A 16,026-nucleotide genomic window follows, 5' to 3' on the forward strand; every position below is an offset into this window, starting at 1 on the left:
TTCGCAGGGGAGTCAGCTGTCCTCGGTCCCTGCAGCCCTCTTCAACTCTGCGATCCTCAGCCGCAAGAAAATGATGGACAAGACCAACGCATACACGGCCAAGACGGCCACCGCGATAACGAAGACCGCGTATAGGATCCCGATGATTCCGAAAGCCGGACTTAAATTCACTGCTACCCCCAATAGTCGTTGAGCCCCATGCTATGCAGACGACCAGCGATTCCGCTGTACCCGGGAAGTCGTGCCTCGTTAGATGCGGAGGCTCGCCTGGCGAGTAACTACTGCTCGCATCTGCACTGAGGGCCGGACAGCAATTACCGGAAATGCTGTCCGACCCTGAGCTTGGTTCTGAAGTCGAGTCGTTTGGTGTTGGGGCGCTACACCGTGGCGACCGGCGCCTTGCTTACTTCAGCTTGCTCGTCGGCGAGTGGTTTGCCTGCGGTTTCTGCGCTCATGAGGAGTCCAACCAGTGAGAGGACTCCGATACCCATCAGGAAGAATGCCGGTGAGCTGGGGTTGCCGGTGGTGGCGATCAGCCAGGTGCCGATGAGTGGTGCGACGCCGCCGAAGAGCATGGCTCCGACGTTGAAGGGCAGTGCGAACCCGAGGTAGCGGGAGCGGGTGCCGAACAGCTCGGTGAAGAAGGAAGGGAAGACGGCATCGTTCATGGCGAAGAACATCAGTGACACGATGAGGACCGCGGAGGCGAGGACCACTCCTCCGAAGGAGAGCAGCGTCATGATCGGGTAGCTCAACACGATGAAGGCGATGCTCGAGATCATCAAGGTCCGTTTGCGGCCGATCCGGTCGGAGAGGCGGGCCGCCAGGGGGATGAAAATGATGTGCGCGACGAGTCCGATCGTGACCACCAGCGTCGCTGTGGCTTCGCTCATCCCGGCTTCTTCTATCAGGAATGATGGCGTGTAACTGAGCAGCAGGTAGTAGGCGCCGGCATTGAGTGACATAACGAGCAGTGCTTTGAACATCGACGGAAGGCTCTTGCGGGTTTCTGACCAGCGGTTTGTGGCCGGAAGTTGGTCGGCCGCTGTCTTGAGCTGCTTCTTCTCGAGTTCCAGCGCCCTGCGGAATTGCGGGGTGTCTTCCAGTCGCATGCGCAGCCAGAGGCCAACGATACCGAGAGGGCCGGCGATCAGGAACGGGATCCTCCAGCCCCACTCCTGCATGAATTCCGGTGAGGTGCTGGCGTAGAGGACCGTGGCCATGAGGGAAGCTACCAGGAACCCTGAGGCAGCGGCTATGGGTACCACGCTGGTGAGCAGGCCCCGTTTGGCTACAGGAGCATACTCGGCAACAAAAGTGCCAGCGCCGGCGTATTCGCCTGAGGCGGAGAAGCTCTGCGTCACTCGAAGCAGGAGAAGAAGGATTGGTGCGGCGACGCCGATGGTGGCATAGCTTGGAATGAAGCCAATGAGGAACGTTGCCCCGGACATGAGGATGATCGTCGTAGCGAGGATGCTCTTGCGTCCGATTTTGTCGCCAAGGCTGCCCCAAACGAAGGCCCCGAGTGGGCGAACAAGGAACGAAAGTGCAAACACCGCAAAGGTGCTCATGAGCGCAACTGCCCGGTCCTCCGGGGGAAAGAAGACCACGGCGATGGTGGTCGCGAGGTAGCTGTAGCTGGCGTAGTCGAAGTACTCCAGCAGGGTGCCAAGCCCGCTGGCAATCACGACTCGGCGGAGTATGGATCGGGGGACTGAATCTGTGGTGGCTACGGTGGTGGGCATGATGTCGTTCCTCATTTGAGTACCGGATCTTCGCGGTGGGTCCGCAGGATGTGACGACCATCATGGCACCGAAGGTCACGACGGAATATGGCCGTGACGGAGAATCTCGCCGGTTGGTTATGGCCCCATGGGTGAGTCTCTAGTGTCGCGGAAGCCTCGGACTTTCAGGGCGAGCCACAGTTCGGTTTGAGCATCGATGCCGTCAAGATCGTGACCGGTGATCTGGACGATCCGCTGCATCCGGTTCCGCACAGTGTGTCGGTGGACTCCCATCCGTTCCGCCGTCGGCTCGACGGATCGGCGCTCAAGAAGCCACGTATGCAGTGTGTTCAGGAGGGCTTCGCCTCCTCGCGACTTCTCGATGGGGGCAAGGACGGCGCTGGAGAAAGATTCCAGGTAGTCCGATGGGGCGGCGTTGATCAGGAACTCGTGCGAGGCCCCGTCGACGTATTCGATGGGAGTGCCGGCCCGACGGCTGGTCTCCAACGCCAGGGTAGCCTGCCTGATGCTGCGGGCTGAGTGCTCAGGAGCCCCCCGCGTGCCGATGCCCGTGGGGACGCGAAGGCCGTAGTCAGCCAATGCCTGCCGGGGATCGACAGTAGCCAGGCACTCCACGATCCGGTGGCGATGCCGGACGAAGGGGGCGGCGAGCACCACGGCGAGGTCGTCGACGAGAACTTCAGCATGTGTCTCATTGCGCGCTTCGATGCTTACGCCCCACAGCGGACCCGAATCAATGCCGATACTGCGGAGGAATGTCCGAGCACTGCCCGGCTCCGTAAGCGTCAGGAGACGGGCAAACCGTTCAGCGCGTTTGCGGCGCGCTGACTCGTCAAGGAACCACACACGTTCAAATTCGAGGGCAAGGAGGGAACGCAGCGCCGGTGCAGCGAGTTCGGCCGTCTCATGGCCTGTAGTAATGCGGACACAGAACCCGCGTACGGTGTCGTTGCCCGCGAAGGGGGAGATTTCGACCGTTCCTTCGGGGCTTGCAGACGTGCCATCGGGATCGGCAGCCAGCTCGGTTGCGTTCAGGCGAAGTTGTTCTCCGAGTCGTGGAGCTTCTTGACCGGCGAGGCGTTTGCCCAGCGGAGCGAGCAGGTTCGCTGGGAAGGACGAGCTTCTGGCCATGACCTGCCCGAGGCGATCATACGCGGCTACCGGCTCCTCGGTCCGTTGCTGCCAGCCAGCGAGCAGGTCTCCGAACGAACCGCCGCGGGCCACGATCGCGGTGATCTCCATCTGAAGGTCGAGCGGTCGCCTGAACGATTCCCGTTGACCCTCCGAGTGGAGAACGGCGATAGTGTGCGCAATCCGCCCGAAGTCGGCAATGTCGCCGGTCAGCAGTGGCAGGTCATGTTCGCTTGCCAGGGTCTGCACCTGTTCCGGGAGGCTTTCGAAGGCTGCCTCTGTGCCGAGGCCAATGATGAGCCCGGAGGCGCCGGCGCCCGTCGCTGCCAGCAGGAAATTCTTCCAGGCTGTCCAATCCTCACCGATGTGCAGCCCGCTGGTAAGCACTATCTCACCGCCGTGGAGCTCAGGGAATCGCCCCTTCCGCTCGACGGAGATCGGGATACCGGCTGCTCGTTCAACTCCGCTGCCTCCGTGCGCCATGGTCAGTCCGATGTTTGGAATGGAGGCAAGCCTGGCCACCGTGAACGACTTTGATTCAAGTGCCATGGCCCTATGTTAACAACGATCGGGTCGCATTTCTGTACACTGCGGCCACTACGTACCCAGCAAAGAGTACGCTCCGGCGATGGTATGGGAAGCATGGCTTCAATAGTGTGATTCTCAGCAGGCCGCAATCAGCGAGCCGAAGAACACAACTGCGAATGGGAGCATGTCATGATCGGCCAGAACGAATACTTCGAGGGACAGGTACGCAGCCTCGAATTCAAGAACGAGCAGGGCAACTTCACCGTCGGGGTGATGGAGCCTGGCGAGTGGAAGTTCGAAGCCCCCGTCAAGGAGTGGATGCATCTCGTGCGCGGTACCTGGGATGTCCAGCAGCCTGCCGGTCAGGGGGAGTGGACCACCTACAAGGAAGGCGAACGATTCGAGGTCCCTGGGGGTACCGACTTCACGGTCCGTGTGAATGACACCGTCGCCTACCTTTGCCCATATACCGGAGAGTTCCTCGGCCACCTGGACATGTAGTCCTCAAAGAATGAGACACCACTCGTTGTGAGGTTTCAGAAGTGGACCGGCCGAAGGGGCCGTGAGTAACTGGGCCTGATTCGGGTGAGACGCGGATCAGGCCCAGGCTCAGCAGCGCCATGTACGGGATGCTTTTCAAGCGTCCAGAAGCGCGGCGCTGAGGCGGGATCGCCGTCGTGATTCTTGAAATAGAAGGCCCGCGTCGGGGGCGTGTGCCACGGGTTGGGCGTTTCTGATCGTCACGGAATGGATGTGTCGGGGGACTGTTGGTTTTGCGTTTATGAGTTTCAGACCGATGACACAGGCGATTGGAATCCGTTTGGCTGCAAATCCCAAGCCGGAGCAGTGCGGCGCGCGAAAGGGAGAGTTTCTCCTGCTCGCGTAGGACGGCAAGCACCGCGGTGAGTACAGCGCCGATGCCCACCCACTGGAATGCGCTTCTAGTTGCTAGTCGGAGGGGTCTGACCTCAAGCCCTGGGCGCCGTCTCCTATCAGGCCCGAGAGAACAGCCAGGGCCTTGGCAAGTTGCAGGTCGGAGACGGCCCCATAGCCAACGACCAGACCGTTTTCGGCTGGGCGATCGGCGTAGTATCCAGCCAAGGGGACCACCCGCACTCCTAACTCCAAGGCCTTTGTGGCCACGCTTGTCGCGTCGGGGCTTTTGAAGCGAATGACCGCATGCAGCCCGCCGTCGAGTGCGGTGAGTTCCAAGTCATCCCGCGGGTTCAGGCGGTCGATGAGGAGGGATCGTCGATGCGCGTATTCGCGCCTGGCACGCGTGATATGCCGGGAAAGCCCGCCGCCTTTAATGTAGTGTGCGATAGCTGATTGCAGCACCCCGGCCACGGGCGTGTCCAAGGCTTCCCTCGTGGCTTTCAGCATTTCGCCGGCATTGCCCCGAACCACTAAGTATCCGCATCGCAGCCACGGGCTGAGGTTCTTGGAGAACGTACCCAGCAGGACGACGTCGGCCGCGCTTGGGAGGGATGCCATGGCCGGAAGGGGCATTCTGCTGTGGCGGAATTCGCTGTCATAGTCATCCTCCAGCACAAGAACACCATGTTGGTCTGCCCATTTAAGCAGCCCCAGTCTTTCCTGGACGGCCATCCTGCCGCCCAAGGGGTATTGGTGGCTCGGGGTCACCAGGACTGCATCCGGTATTTCCTCCAGCAAGGCCAGCTGTGAGCTGTCCAGGCCGTTTTGATCCACCGGCACTGTCGCCAGCTGTGCGCCGGCCGCCGTCATGACCCGGCGTGCTGTGGGGTAGCCAGGGTCCTCTACCAGGACGCGCGGCTGTGGCGAGCGGTTGCGGAGCATGGCGACGACGAGATGCAGCGCGTCACTGGTGCCACCGGTGATGATGACGTCTTCTGCATCGACGGCGAGCCCTCGTGATACGGCAAGGTGATCAGCCACTGCTTCCCGGAGTGCCATGGTCCCCAAGGCTGGTGGGAGTTGGATGTTCCCCTGTTCCCCTATGGCCGACTTCCAGGCGCTACGCCATTGCCTGTCCTGAAACGGTGATCCGGATGGGCGGCCAGGCGTCAGGTCTATCACGTCAGCCGGGAGAGGGGGCCTGCTGGGTTGTTTCCCGTTGGAGAGGCGGGGTTGCATATCGGGACGAACGGCCACCTTGGTCCCGCCCGAGCCGTTGCTCTCGAGGAACCCTTCGCCTGCCAGTTGTTCGAATGCGCGCACCACCACACCCCGTGAAATGCCCAGTTCTGTTGCGAGTCTTCGGGTCGCAGGCAGCGTGTGCTCTGGCTGGAGAATGCCATTGAGGATTGCGGTGCGCAGCTTGCTGGCCACTTGTGCCGCGAGCGACATGGGGCTGTTCCTGTCCAGTTCAATCGGTATTTCCGCTTCACTCACTTGGACCTCCAGGCTTATACGTTCTTGGACCTAGTGTAGGACCAAGGCCTTTGGAAGCATGGACCACGTCACTACGAAGCGCTGCGATTCTGCAGCATGACGAAAGTAGGAACCAGTGTTCAACGGCCTCAGTGCATTCCCCCTCACCCCCATGGCCGGTGAAAGTGTCGACCTGAAGGCACTTGGCCGGGTGGTGAACCGCGTTGCGAAGGCCGGAGCAGATTCGCTGGGTGTTCTCGGTTCGACCGGAAACTACGCCTATCTCTCACGCGAGGAACGCAGGGCAGTCCTCGAAATTGCTGTGGAAGCAGCAAGCGGGGTGCCTGTTCTCGCCGGAATAGGAGCTGTTCGCACGCGGGACGTCCTGGTATTTGCCGCTGATGCCCAAAACGCCGGTGCTTCAGCTCTGCTGCTGGCACCGGTGTCCTACCAAAAGCTATCGGAGGCCGAGGTTTTCGGGCTCTTCGATACCGTCGCGGGAGAGTCCGATCTTCCAATTGTTGTCTATGACAACCCAGGCACCACCGGCTTCACCTTCAGCGATGACCTGCACGCCAGGATTGCCAGGATTCCGGGAATTGCTTCCATAAAGATTCCGCCGCCCGCCTCCGGTGAAGTAGCCGCCAGGGTTGCCAAGCTCAAGGCCGGTTTGCCGGAGGAGACGTCACTGGGCATCAGTGGAGACTGGGCGGCCGCCGAGGCACTGCTGGCTGGATGCAACGTCTGGTACTCGGTGATTGCCGGGGTGTTGCCTCAACAGGCAAGGACCCTTGTTGATCATGCTGTCGCGGGTCGAAACGATCTGGCATCGGCCGCCTCCTCGGATCTGGAACCGATCTGGTCCCTGTTCCGTACCTATGGAAGCCTTCGCGTCACCGCAGCCCTGGCTGAGGACCTAGGCGTCGTGCCGTCCTCGGCTTTGCCGCTGCCCCTCCACGGCTTGGACTCCGAGGGGCGGGAAAGAGTGGCCGAGGCCATTCGGCAATGTGGTTTGGAGGCTTAGGTGTCAGTTAGCCTGGCAAGAAAGAACCAGCACCGTCGGACGAACCAGCCGGGCTCTCCGGGTGGCCTTGCACGCTATGTCCTCGCTGCCACCCTGGCGCGTAGTGCCGATGGCGGAGCAGTTGTCGCGATAGTTCTGCTGGCAACCACGAGCGGAGCGCCCGGCTGGTTGGCTGGAATTTTGGGTGCTTGCATCACGGCGCCGCATCTCTTCGGGCCCCTCATAGCGCGCAGCCTGGATACCGCCAAGGATGGCAGGACAGTAATTGCGTGGGCATGTGTTGTCCATGGCGCAACCCTCGCGGCTGCGGTTCTTCTTTTCCCCGTAAGCCCGCCCATTGTTCCCGGTCTCCTGCTCATCGCCTCCGGCCTGGTCGGTCCTCTGCTCACGGGCGGCATCAGCAGCAGATTGGCAGCAATCGCCGGCCCTGAGCGCACCAGCCAAAGGCGCGCTCAGGGCTGGGACGTGGCCACGTACGGCATCAGCGGGACGATCGGACCGTCCTTGGTGGCGGCCGTCTCGGCTTGGGCCAACCCCGCCACTGCCGCACTGATCCTTGCAGGATCAACGTTTGTGGCCGCTGCTGTCATCAGGCTATTGCCCTACACGCCTCCGGCTTCGGTTGCCGCCGAAGTTCCCCGGCCTGGCCGGACACTGCTGATGATGATCTCCAACGGCCCGCTGCGACGAACCCTCTACATGACCGTTGTCGTGGCCCTGTCAGTGGCCGCACTACCGATCACCGCTGTGGCATCCACGGGCGAACTGGGGGTAGCGCCGGCAGTAGCCGGCATATTGACAGCAGCCTATGGACTGGGCGGACTCCTGGGATCAGCGGGCGTCATGATCCGGCCCCTGCAAACAGACGCAGACCCATTAATGACCTGGCTGGCCGCTGCGGTAGGGATTGCCTTGGGCGGTGCGGCCATAGCGGGGATATTCCCGACGGCGGTTGGAGCCTTTGCTTGCGCCGGCGTGCTGAACTCCTACTTCTTCGCCTCCACCTTGGCGGCCCGTAGCGAATACGCGCCGGCAGCGGCGCGAGGTCAGGTATTCGTCTGGATCGGCGCCCTGAAAATCACTGCCGGTTCGGCCGGGACAGCGCTTGCGGGGGCACTCGTCGCGCCTGCAACCCGGCTTCCCTTATACCTGGCAGCCGGGCTCGTCGTCTCGGCGGTGGTGGTCTCCTTGGTTGACCGCCATCTCGATCGGTCCCGAAGCTGATTCCTCCTGGCGACGAGTTCGTGTGCCGGACCGGACAGATTGGAAAGAAGGCAAAGCCTGGGACGGGCGCTGCTCCAGCGTCCGTCCCAGGCTTTGTCCTATGGTGTCTACTTGTCCCCGAAGGTCTTGTCCAGGGCGCTGAGGATGTCATCAATAATGTCCTCGGGGTCTTCAAGCCCGATGGACAGGCGCAAGTGGCCGTACTTATGGAATGATGCCGGGTAGTTTTCCGATCCGCCGCGGGCATCCGGGCCGACGTGGACGATCAGCGTTTCATCGTGGCCGAGCGAGACCGTCGACGTGATGACCTGCAGGTTTTTCACGAAGGTGTTCTGGGTATTTGAGTCACCTTCCACAGCGAATGCGAGAACGCCTCCGAAGCCGCGGCCTCCGAATTGTTTGCCGGCCAGTTCGTGCTGCGGGTGGGAGACCAGGCCAGGGTAGAGGACGTAGGCGATCCGCGGGTCGGATTCGAGGACTGCCGCTACCTTCTCCGCGCTGGAGAATTGCTGCTTGAGGCGCAGCGGCAGGGTCACGGAACCGCGCATGATCATCCAGGCGTTGAAAGGCGAAATCACTCCGCCGGCATCAACGATGGCATCGTGCCGGATGTGCTGGACGAGTTCGCGTCGTCCAATGGCCACACCGCCCATTGCGTCGCCGTGACCGTTGATGTACTTGGTCAGCGAGTGGATGACCAAGTCTGCGCCGTCGTCGAGGGCTCGGTAGAAAGGTGCCGGAGTGAACGTGGCATCTATGGTCAGCAGGATGCCGGCGTCCTTGGCGATACTGGCCAGGGCGGCGACGTTGGCCACCTTGGTAGTGGGATTGGCGATGGTTTCAGCGTGAATCAGCTTCGTGTTCGGACGAACGGCTGCCCGGACTGCTTCCAGGTCGTCCGCATCAACGAAGGTGGCCTCAATGCCGTACTTTTCCGGAAGAAGTTCCCCGAAGAGACGGTAGACCGCTTCGTAGGTGACGTTGGAAACCACCACGTGATCGCCGGACTTCAGGAGGGCGAAGAACACTCCATGCAAGGCGGCCACGCCCGTGGCGAAAGCGGCTGCCGCGTCGGCGCCTTCCATAGCGGCAAGCTTTGTTTCCAGGGCGACCTGGTTGGCTCCGGCATTTCGGGTGTAGACCAGTCCGTCGTCAACGCTCGACCAATCAGGTTTCCTTTCGAAGGGTACGCCCTCATCAGCGGGCAGTGGAATGCGGCGCTGGGCGGTGGCTGATCAGGCGCTGGACGCTGACGACCTCTGAACCCAGCGTGGACAGGTGCTTGGTAAGGTCAGCTCCTGCAGCAAGCAACGATTCGGTGCTCATCGGTGCAAGTGCGTCCAAAATGAACAAAGCTGAGGTGGTCTCGTCACGCAATTGCGTGCGGCGGCCTTGACGCCAATTCCATCGACGGCAGGTGACGCCGTCGTCGTCGCACCAGAGAACTTCACCGGCGTCGGGGTATTCGACGACCGGTTCTCCGCTGGCTATGGTGTCGAAAGGTTCCTGGCCCGTCGCACGAACCAGTCGTGGTGCCCCGCTGTATCGGGCGAGGTCTTCGCCGCCGAGCGGGATCTGGTGCATGACCGAGATTGCGTTGTAAAGGTCCGTGAGCCTGTTGACCCTCGGGAGGCCCGCATCCGCCCGCCGAACCAATGCTTCAAGGCTGTTACGTGTGCGGTTGGGCTTGGCGCCGAAGGCTTGGTACGCCTCCCGCCATGCGGCAATGTGCGGAAGGTGTTCGGCCTTCTGCTCGCTCAGGGCTGTCCGGGCACCTTCCTCAGCCTGCTCCAGCAAGGCGTTGCTTGCTTCATCGCTGGCCCCGGGGACGAGGCCATCGACCGCAATCAGCAGGGCCCGGTAGTCGGGTCGAAGTTCGAAAACAGCGGGTTCAACCTGGGCGGCGTCCAGGGTTTCCTGAAGGGCTTGGGTACTAGGCATTGCCTGCCTCCCGATGGCCTGAACCGACACCGCGTTCAAAGACGGCGAGGGAGAACCGTGCCGGTTCGGAGGTGCTGTTGCTGTAAGAGTGGGCTACGTCCCCGGGGAAAGTGACCGAGTCCCCGACTTCGAGGATGATCGTTTGGTCCGCAATGCCCACCATGACGGTGCCTTGTTGAACCTGCAGGAGTTCCTTGGTGCCGGGAGTATGTGCTTCGCTTGAGTGCTGGTCGCCTGGTCCGAGGATCCAGTCCCACAACTCCACTACTTCCGGTGGAGCTGTTCCGCCGACCAGCACGCCGCGTCCGCCCGAGTCGCTGCTCCACAGCACGGCACCTTCACCCTTGCGGGTCACTGTGACGGCCTTGGGCTCGGGCGACTGGACCAGGTCCGGCAGCCCGACGCCCAAGGCATCGCTGATCCTTAGCAGAGTGCCGACGCTTGGATTCATGGTTGCTTGCTCAACGTTGACCAGCATGCGGCGGCTAACGCCCGCCGCTTCGGCCAGTTGATCCAGTGTCATACGGCGGGCCAGGCGCTCCTGCTTCACCCGCGTGCCGATGGCCGAAGCCAAAGTTGCGATGTTTTCATCCATGAATGCAGCATACTGCACTTAGAGTGCACTTTCAATGGGTGTCGATCCCGGAAGCGTTGACAGATTCCTTTGCCTGTTCCTGGCATAGCCGGGAGTGGGAAAAAGATAGCGCCCATGAGATATGTTGTTCTCAACAATTAAGGTAAGGCTAATGGATCCCTATCAACTCAGCGTCTTGCGCGAGCTCGGCGATCACGGCAGTGTGGCCGCTACGGCACGCGCTCTTGGCGTGAGCCCCTCGGCGGTCTCCCAGTCACTCGCTGCGCTTCAACGTAAGTTCAAGGCACCCCTCACTCAGAAACGGGGGCGATCCGTTGAACTCACTGATGCCGGTCAGGCGCTGGCGGTAGCTGCAATCGCTGTTTCCGAGGCGATCACCCGCGCTGAAGCAACGGTGGATGAGTTTGTCGGAGGCATCGATCGGACCGTGCGCGTCAGTGCTTTCCACAGCGCAGCGATGACGTTCTTCCCCGAGTTGGCCGCCTTGGAACACACGGAAGGATTCCCAGTGGTTGAATGCGTCGATGAAGACGTCGACCGTGTTTCGTTCCCCGCTCTGACGGCCAGCTACGACATTGTGATCGGCCACAGAATGAGTCACACACCCCTCTGGCCCAGGGACAGGCTTGCCGTGTTGTCGTTGTTGCGGGAACCTATGGACGTGGCAATGCACTCGTCCCATGATCTGGCGATGAAGAGGACGCTGAAACCTTCTGACTTGGTGGGAACGACGTGGATTTCCACCCATGCTGGTTTCTCACCGGCCGACATGCTCGACGCAGTAGCCGCTGCGGCCGGGTATCCGATGCGCGTTGTGCACAGGATCAATGACTTCAGCACTGCCGCGGCCATGGTGTCCGAAAGTGGACACCTTGCATTGCTGCCCCGGCATACCGTTCGGATTCCTGCATCCCAGGACGTCGTCCTGCGTCCGCTCGAAGGCGTGCAAACAGTTCGCCACGTGGACATGCTGGTCCGCCCCGAACGGGTAGTTCACCGGGCAGTGGCTGTCGTTATCGATGCTTTGCGCGGGATCGCCCAATCACATGTTCAAACCCCCTCAGTCAGGAGCGCCCATGCCCAAGAATCCACGCGATGAGATAGACGCGCAGATTCTTGCCGAGCTTCGTCGAAACGCCCGCATCAGCTTGGCGCAACTTGGCGGGAAGGTGCTGCTTTCCCGTAACGCTGTGCGGCAGCGAATCGAACGGCTTGAACGGGACGGCTTCATCAACGGTTACACCATCAAGGAATCCGCTGGGAACGGGGCGCCCACAGTCAACGCCGTGCTCCTGATTCAGCGACAGGACAGGATGAGGGGTGGTGACGTCATCGCCGGGTTGCGGGCGATTCCGGAAATTACCACCTGCGACGTCGTGAGCGGGGAGCTTGATCTGATCGCCAGGGTGGAGGCACCTGATGCAGCCAGGATCCAGGAAATCTGGCGGCAGGTTTCAGAGTTTCCCGGAGTCCGCGACACAACCACGGCCTTGTCCCTCTCGACTGTGATAGACAGGCAGACTCCACGCTGAGGGGGCGCTGATACCGAGCTTGTGGCCCGAATCAGACGCCCATTAAGGCCTCAGCCTGCTCGGGCGGGAGCTGTCCTTCGGTGACGGCGAGGTCCATGACACTGTGCCCTGAAGCAAGGGCGCGGTGTGCGAGGTCTGCCGCCACTGCATAGCCCAGCAACGGGAGCAGCGCAGTGGCCTGCGCTGTGGACGCCCTCGCTCGGGAGCGCAGCAAAGCCTCGTTCGCTTCAATGCCTTCCACGCAAAGGTCCCGCAGAACGTCGGCACCGTTGGTCAGCCAGCTCACTGATTGGAGCAGGGCGTGAGCTATGGCTGGTTCGAACGCGTTCAGCTGAAGCTGTCCGTTTTCTGCTGCCATGGTTACAGTTACGTCAGCTCCGGCGACGAAGAAGGCGATCTGGTTGACGACTTCGGGAACCACGGGGTTGACCTTGCCGGGCATGATCGAGGAGCCCGCTTGGCGCGGAGGCAATCGAATCTCGGCCAGTCCTGTTTGCGGGCCACTGGAGAGCAGCCGCAAGTCACTGCAGATCTTGGAGAGCTTGATGGCGGTGCGTTTGAGCGCTCCGGAGAACGTCATGAAGGCGCCGGTGTCCCACGTTGCTTCGACGAAGTCGTGGGCACGGACCAGCGTCACGCCGCTCACGGCTGAAAGCTTGTCGATAACACGCTCAACATACAGTGGATCGGCGGTGATGCCGGTGCCGATGGCGGTGGCACCCAGACTGCACTCAAGCAACAGCGCAGCTGCCTCGCGCAGCCGGCGCCGGTCTTCCTCTAACGTCACGGAGAACGCGGCGAACTCCTGACCAAGGGTCATGGGCACCGCATCCTGCAACTGCGTGCGGCCAACCTTCGGGATGGATGAGAACGCCCGCCCCCGTTCGGCGAACGCAGCCGAAAGCAGGGCCAGACGCTCCAGTAGATCTTCCAAGGCGAACACGAGGGCAAGGCGCACTGCCGTCGGGTAGACGTCGTTGGTGGACTGGCATTTGTTGACGTGCCCGATGGGGTCGACCGCATCGTAGAAGCCTCGGGGATGGCCTAATGCTTCCAGGGCGAGGTTGGCGATGACCTCGTTGGCGTTCATATTGGTGGAAGTCCCGGCGCCGCCTTGGATGACGTCCACCGGAAAAGCGTGGTCGACGTCGCCTGAGGCCACAGTGTCACAGGCTGCAACGATGGCGTGGCCAATGTCTGCCGGGATCAGGCACAACTCGGTGTTGGTCAGCGCCGCAGCCTTTTTGACATACGCCAGTGCCCGGACCAGGTGCCGGTGGGTTCCCAGTTGGATGCCGCTGATGGGGAAGTTGAGGATGGCCCGTTCAGTATGGATTCCCCACAAGGCGGACCTGGGGACCGCCAAGGTCCCCAGGCTGTCCTGTTCAATTCTCACGCCTGCGGTCATGAGGCGATCGCGATGACTTTGGGCTGGGTCATTTCCTCGTAGGCGAAGTGGACACCTTCGCGGCCCATGCTGCCGTAATTTGAACCGCCGAACGGCATTGCGTCGTGCCGGTAGTCCGAGGAGTCGTTGATCATGACGCCGCCTGCGTCGATTGCCTTGGCGGTTGCCAGGGCTCGGCCCAGGTCCTTAGTGAATACCCCGGCCTGCAGGGCGTATTCGCTGTCGTTGGCCAGCTCGATGGCTTCCTCAAGGGAGTCGAACGGCTCCACCAGGACTACGGGGGCAAACAGTTCCTCGCTCCATGCCTCACAGTTGCGGGGGACGCCCGTGAGCACAGCGGGCGTCAGGACCGGCCCGTCCAGGGTTCCGCCAGTGAGTAGCTGTGCCCCGGCTACGACGGCGTCATCGATCTTCCGCTTCGCTTCGACAGCGGAGCCGTTGCTGATCATGGGTCCGACGTCGGTTTGTTCGTTGCGCGGGTCGCCGGTTTTCAAAGCCGCCGTTTGGGCGACGAAGTCCTTAAGGAAGGCAGCGAAGACAGTCCTTTGGACAAGGATTCGCTGGGCGCCGATGCAGTTCTGTCCGGCAGCCCAGAAGGAGCCGGAGACACAGGCTTCGACGGCGGTGGCAAGGTCGGCGTCGTCGAACACGATGACAGGCGCGTTGCCGCCGAGTTCCATGGACAAGCGCTTAATACCGGCGTTCGCCGCGATTGCACGCCCGGTGGCAAAACCTCCTGTGAAGGAAACCATGCGGACCAGCTTGGAGGAGATGATGGTCTGCGCGATCGTGCGATCACCCAGGACCACGGTAACGAACTCCGCCGGCAGCCCGGCCTCACGCAGCAGGTCCACCAGGAGGATGGCTGTCAACGGAGTCAGCTGCGACGGCTTCAGGATCACGGTATTGCCGCCGGCAATCGCGGGGCCGAGCTTGTGGGCCACCAAGTTCAAAGCGTCGTTGTAAGGGGTAATGGCCGCAATGAGTCCCAGCGGTTCACGGGTGAACCAACCCTGCCGGTTCTCGGAGCCTGCGAAGGAGTCGAACGGGACTACTTCGCCGACGTTTCGGCGCGTCTCCGCTGCCGAGAGCTTGAGGGTGTTGACGGCCCGCGCGACTTCCTTGCGTGCCTGTTTGATGGTTTTGCCGGCTTCGGCAACGATCAGTTCCGCGACCTTTTGAGACCGCTCCTGAAGAAGGTCCGCGGCGGTGTCCAGGATCCGGCCGCGCTCGTGGCGGGGCATGGCGGCCGCTGCGGGAGTGGCGGAAGCGGCACGGATCAACTCCACCTGTACATCTGCCTCGCTGCACTGGGGCAAGGTTGCCAATACGGAACCGTCAAACTTGTTGTGCACCACCAGATCGTGAGTAGCCACTGGGGAGTTGGCTTCGGCAATCGCTGTTTCAGGCACGGACGGCTCCTTTGACGAATTCGTTGACGGCCATGATGTCCGAGACGAGGGCGTAGGCGGTCTCCACACGGCCAGCGCCCGGGCCGGATACGGTGACTGCCCCGAGCAGATCGGTGGTGAAAGACACGGCGTTGGTGGCACCGGAAATGCCGGCGAGCGGGTGATCGGCCTGCAGGGCGATCGGCTTGACGGTGGCAACGACCCGGCCGTCTGCTTCACGGCGGGCTTCGCCGATCAGCTTCCAGCGATGTCCGCTTGCCAACGCCTTGGCCACGTCATCACTCTTGATGTCCTGAATGCCAGTGGTTTCTACATCGCTGGGCTTCATGCTGGCCCCGAGCAGTTCGTTGGCCAGAATGGCGACCTTGAGCCGGACGTCGGAGCCGCCGATGTCCGCGGTCGGGTCAGCCTCCGCGTAGCCGAGATCCTGGGCTTCGGCGATAGCCTCGTCCAAGCGCAAACCGGCTTCCATGCGGCCCAGCACATGATTGCTGGTTCCATTCAGGATGCCTTGGACTGCCGTCAGCTCGAGACCTCCGAGCATCTTGTGTGCCAGGCGGATGACTGGCGTACCGCTCATGACGGCGCCTTCGTATTCGAAGCGGACGCCGTTGCTTGCGGCGAGTTTGCTCAGTTCAGGGCCTCGGAGAGCGACGGGACCCTTGTTGGTAGTCACCACGTGCTTGCCCGACTCGATGGCCCACCTTACGTGCGAGACGGCCGGTTCGCCGTCGATTGGGCTGGTGAAGGTTGCTTCGACGACGATATCGGCGGGGCTGTTCTTGATAACGTCTTCATTTCGGGGGTCGGAGCTGCCGCCGGGGAGGCCGTCGAAGGAGGCCCCGCGGGGCATGGCCAGGACGGCTGCAAGGTCGATGCCGTCGCCCTGGACGAGTGATCCGAAGGCCAGGTCGGTGATGGCTACGACGCGGAGCTCGAATCCGAGGGAAGCGAAGCGCTGTGGTTCGTCGCGGATCAGTTCGGCCAGGGCGCGGTTAACGCCTCCGAAACCAATCAGGGCCAAGTTGTAAGTAGTCACGGGATCTCCTTGGTAGGGCGGTGATGCTGTCCTTCAAGCCTCGTTCCCGGGTGTGTCAGTTACCTATGTACGAATCGCCTGTCCGGGATGCCGAA

Annotated in this window: 14 protein-coding genes; 5 read left to right on the forward strand and 9 right to left on the reverse strand. The window is 61.9% G+C overall.

The features are described from left to right. Positions 1-377: 377 nt before the first annotated feature. Both ACNAOT_RS04955 and ACNAOT_RS04960 read right to left on the reverse strand, forming a co-directional pair. Positions 378-1,745 (reverse strand): MFS transporter, encoded by a 1,368-nt coding sequence (locus tag ACNAOT_RS04955; RefSeq protein ID WP_420180246.1) that lies wholly within the window; start codon positions 1,743-1,745, stop codon positions 378-380. Positions 1,746-1,862: 117 nt separating this feature from the next. Further along, a complete protein-coding gene (locus tag ACNAOT_RS04960; protein ID WP_420180247.1) occupies positions 1,863-3,425 on the reverse strand; it encodes a helix-turn-helix domain-containing protein in 1,563 nt (520 codons plus the stop codon). Positions 3,426-3,593: 168 nt separating this feature from the next. On the opposite strand from ACNAOT_RS04960, the gene ACNAOT_RS04965 reads away from it, so the two are divergent. Further along, complete coding sequence (locus ACNAOT_RS04965) at positions 3,594-3,905, forward strand: pyrimidine/purine nucleoside phosphorylase (protein ID WP_091465575.1); 312 nt, start codon at positions 3,594-3,596, stop codon at positions 3,903-3,905. A 447-nt stretch (positions 3,906-4,352) separates the two neighbouring features. On the opposite strand, the gene ACNAOT_RS04970 is transcribed toward ACNAOT_RS04965, so the two are convergent. Next, positions 4,353-5,777 (reverse strand): PLP-dependent aminotransferase family protein, encoded by a 1,425-nt coding sequence (locus ACNAOT_RS04970; RefSeq protein ID WP_420180248.1) that lies wholly within the window; start codon positions 5,775-5,777, stop codon positions 4,353-4,355. A 115-nt stretch (positions 5,778-5,892) separates the two neighbouring features. On the opposite strand from ACNAOT_RS04970, the gene ACNAOT_RS04975 reads away from it, so the two are divergent. Both ACNAOT_RS04975 and ACNAOT_RS04980 read left to right on the forward strand, forming a co-directional pair. Beyond that, entirely contained in the window at positions 5,893-6,780 is an 888-nt protein-coding gene (locus ACNAOT_RS04975) for a dihydrodipicolinate synthase family protein (RefSeq protein WP_420180249.1), read from the forward strand. Then, complete coding sequence (locus tag ACNAOT_RS04980; protein ID WP_420180250.1) at positions 6,781-8,004, forward strand: MFS transporter; 1,224 nt, start codon at positions 6,781-6,783, stop codon at positions 8,002-8,004. 107 nt (positions 8,005-8,111) lie between these two features. On the opposite strand, the gene ACNAOT_RS04985 is transcribed toward ACNAOT_RS04980, so the two are convergent. Genes ACNAOT_RS04985 through ACNAOT_RS04995 form a run of 3 tightly spaced genes read right to left on the reverse strand, consistent with a single transcriptional unit; the run spans position 8,112 to position 10,540 of the window. After that, on the reverse strand, positions 8,112-9,218 hold the full coding sequence (locus ACNAOT_RS04985) for a trans-sulfuration enzyme family protein (protein ID WP_420181123.1): 1,107 nt from the start codon (positions 9,216-9,218) through the stop codon (positions 8,112-8,114). Continuing rightward, the gene (locus ACNAOT_RS04990; RefSeq protein ID WP_178996112.1) at positions 9,202-9,945 is read right to left on the reverse strand and encodes a B3/4 domain-containing protein; all 744 of its coding nucleotides are present in this window, start codon (positions 9,943-9,945) and stop codon (positions 9,202-9,204) included. The genes ACNAOT_RS04985 and ACNAOT_RS04990 overlap by 17 nt, the downstream gene beginning before the upstream one ends. Continuing rightward, a complete protein-coding gene (locus tag ACNAOT_RS04995) occupies positions 9,938-10,540 on the reverse strand; it encodes a helix-turn-helix domain-containing protein (RefSeq protein ID WP_091467530.1) in 603 nt (200 codons plus the stop codon). Before ACNAOT_RS04995 ends, ACNAOT_RS04990 begins: the two co-directional genes overlap by 8 nt. Positions 10,541-10,691: 151 nt before the next feature. On the opposite strand from ACNAOT_RS04995, the gene ACNAOT_RS05000 reads away from it, so the two are divergent. Beyond that, positions 10,692-11,639: a LysR family transcriptional regulator gene (locus tag ACNAOT_RS05000; protein ID WP_420180251.1), complete on the forward strand. Its 948-nt coding sequence runs from the start codon at positions 10,692-10,694 to the stop codon at positions 11,637-11,639. After that, positions 11,617-12,072 carry an Lrp/AsnC family transcriptional regulator gene (locus ACNAOT_RS05005; protein ID WP_091465588.1) on the forward strand — a complete coding sequence of 152 codons (456 nt, stop codon included), beginning with the start codon at positions 11,617-11,619 and terminating at the stop codon, positions 12,070-12,072. The genes ACNAOT_RS05000 and ACNAOT_RS05005 overlap by 23 nt, the downstream gene beginning before the upstream one ends. 31 nt (positions 12,073-12,103) lie before the next feature. On the opposite strand, the gene ACNAOT_RS05010 is transcribed toward ACNAOT_RS05005, so the two are convergent. From ACNAOT_RS05010 to ACNAOT_RS05020, 3 genes are read right to left on the reverse strand one after another with little or no spacing between them, the layout of a single operon-like run. Beyond that, positions 12,104-13,468, reverse strand: a complete 1,365-nt coding sequence (locus ACNAOT_RS05010) for an aspartate ammonia-lyase (protein ID WP_420180252.1) — start codon at positions 13,466-13,468, stop codon at positions 12,104-12,106. 8 nt (positions 13,469-13,476) lie between these two features. After that, entirely contained in the window at positions 13,477-14,892 is a 1,416-nt protein-coding gene (locus ACNAOT_RS05015; RefSeq protein ID WP_420180253.1) for an aldehyde dehydrogenase family protein, read from the reverse strand. Then, the gene (locus ACNAOT_RS05020; protein WP_420180254.1) at positions 14,885-15,931 is read right to left on the reverse strand and encodes a homoserine dehydrogenase; all 1,047 of its coding nucleotides are present in this window, start codon (positions 15,929-15,931) and stop codon (positions 14,885-14,887) included. The genes ACNAOT_RS05015 and ACNAOT_RS05020 overlap by 8 nt, the downstream gene beginning before the upstream one ends. Between the last annotated feature and the right edge of the window lie 95 nt (positions 15,932-16,026).

Source organism: Paenarthrobacter sp. TA1.8, assembly GCF_048595705.1.
Taxonomy (GTDB): Bacteria; Actinomycetota; Actinomycetes; order Actinomycetales; family Micrococcaceae; genus Arthrobacter; species Arthrobacter nitroguajacolicus.

Excerpts from the sequence above, each read along its gene's own strand:
- ACNAOT_RS05000 (WP_420180251.1), top strand. The coding sequence starts at position 10,692 with ATGGATCCCTATCAACTCAGCGTCTTGCGCGAGCTCGGCGATCACGGC.
- ACNAOT_RS04995 (WP_091467530.1), bottom strand. The coding sequence starts at position 10,540 with ATGGATGAAAACATCGCAACTTTGGCTTCGGCCATCGGCACGCGGGTG.
- ACNAOT_RS05005 (WP_091465588.1), top strand. The coding sequence starts at position 11,617 with ATGCCCAAGAATCCACGCGATGAGATAGACGCGCAGATTCTTGCCGAG.
- ACNAOT_RS04965 (WP_091465575.1), top strand. The coding sequence starts at position 3,594 with ATGATCGGCCAGAACGAATACTTCGAGGGACAGGTACGCAGCCTCGAA.
- ACNAOT_RS04960 (WP_420180247.1), bottom strand. The coding sequence starts at position 3,425 with ATGGCACTTGAATCAAAGTCGTTCACGGTGGCCAGGCTTGCCTCCATT.
- ACNAOT_RS04955 (WP_420180246.1), bottom strand. The coding sequence starts at position 1,745 with ATGCCCACCACCGTAGCCACCACAGATTCAGTCCCCCGATCCATACTC.
- ACNAOT_RS04990 (WP_178996112.1), bottom strand. The coding sequence starts at position 9,945 with ATGCCTAGTACCCAAGCCCTTCAGGAAACCCTGGACGCCGCCCAGGTT.